At 63.7% G+C, this 1,420-nt stretch carries 2 protein-coding genes; one reads left to right on the top strand and one right to left on the bottom strand.

What is annotated here, in order from left to right; genetic code table 11:
- Positions 1-309 (top strand): putative glycolipid-binding domain-containing protein (locus EOC06_RS13435; RefSeq protein ID WP_206631186.1); only part of this gene is annotated, 309 nt, incomplete at its 5' end.
- Positions 310-320: 11 nt separating this feature from the next.
- On the opposite strand, the gene EOC06_RS42465 is transcribed toward EOC06_RS13435, so the two are convergent.
- Positions 321-1,420: ATP-binding protein (locus tag EOC06_RS42465; RefSeq protein WP_245469565.1), on the bottom strand; the 1,100-nt coding region annotated here is incomplete at its 5' end.

Raw genomic sequence — 1,420 nt, 5'->3', positions numbered from 1 at the left:
AACGGCGAAGTCCAGCAGGGTGTCGACGGCCTTGTCGATGTCGATCTTGGCTTCACACCGGCATCGAACCTGTTGGCGATCCGCCGGTTCGACCTAGGCATCGGCGAGGCGGCGCCTGCTCCGGCCGCCTACCTGACTTTCCCTGAACTGAGCCTGGTGCGCCTCGATCAGAGCTATCGGCGTCTCGACACCGTTCGCTACGCCTATGCCGCGCCGGTGTTCGGCTATGACGAGACGCTCAACGTCTCGCCGCACGGCTTCGTTGTCGATTATCCCGGCCTGTGGAGAAGTGCGGCTGCGTCAGGCTGAAGCGATTGTGATCAATCCGCTGCGACCTGCGTCGTGCCGAGCACGTCACGCAGTTTCGCCGCCAGTTGCTCGATGGTGAAGGGCTTGGCGAGGAAATGCACGTCGTGGTCGAGCACGCCGTTGTGGACCACCGCGTTCCTGGTGAAGCCGGTGGTGAAGATCACCTTCAGCAGCGGCATGCGGGCAACGGCCTCTTCCGCCAGCTTGCGGCCGTTCATGACGGGCATGACGATGTCGGTGAACAGCAGGGCGACGTTCGGGTTCTCCGCCAGTTTCTGCAACGCTTCCTCGCCGCTCGCTGCATGAATGACGGTGTATCCGAGTTCGCGTATGGCCTCAGTCGTGGAGACCCGCACGCGGGCATCATCCTCGACGACAAGGATCGTTTCGGTGACCGGTGCGGCGGTGTTGTCGCCTCGCCCCGTGGTCATGGCCGGCTCTTCGGCGCCGAAATACCGCGGCAAGTAGATCTTGATCGTCGTGCCTTCGCCGGGTTCGGAATAGATGTTGACATGGCCACCCGACTGCTTGACGAAGCCGAACACCTGGCTCAACCCCAGGCCGGTGCCCTTGTTGACCGCCTTGGTGGTGAAGAAGGGCTCGAAGGCCTTGGAGATGACATCGGGGGTCATGCCCGAACCGGTATCGCTGACGGCGATCATCACATACTGGCCGGCCGCGACTTCGGCATGGGCAGCGGCGTAGCTGTCGTCGAGATGGCTGTTGGCGGTCTCGATGGTCAGCTTGCCATCATCGCCCATGGCGTCGCGGGCGTTGACGGCCAGGTTGAGAACGGCGTTCTCGATCTGGCTCGGGTCGGCATGGGTTTTCCACAAGCCTCCCGCCAGCACCGTTTCGATGCGGATGGTTTCGCCGAGTGCCCGCCGGATCAGGTCGGACATCCCGGTCAGCAGGCGGTTGGCGTCGACGATCTGCGGCGCCAGCGGCTGCTGACGCGAGAAGGCGAGCAGCCGGGCCGTGAGATTGGCGGCACGGGTCGCGGCATCGATCGCCGCGTCGATGAATTGTGCGATGTCGTGCTCGCCGCGCGCCAGCTTGCGCTGGGCGAGGTTCATGGCGCTGATGATCACGGCCAGCATGTTGTTGAAGT

This window comes from Mesorhizobium sp. M7A.F.Ca.MR.362.00.0.0 (assembly GCF_004023175.1).
Lineage (GTDB): Bacteria > Pseudomonadota > Alphaproteobacteria > Rhizobiales > Rhizobiaceae > Mesorhizobium.
The sequence above is the reverse complement of the archived record's forward strand: the minus strand, read 5'-3'. Positions and strand labels throughout refer to the sequence as shown.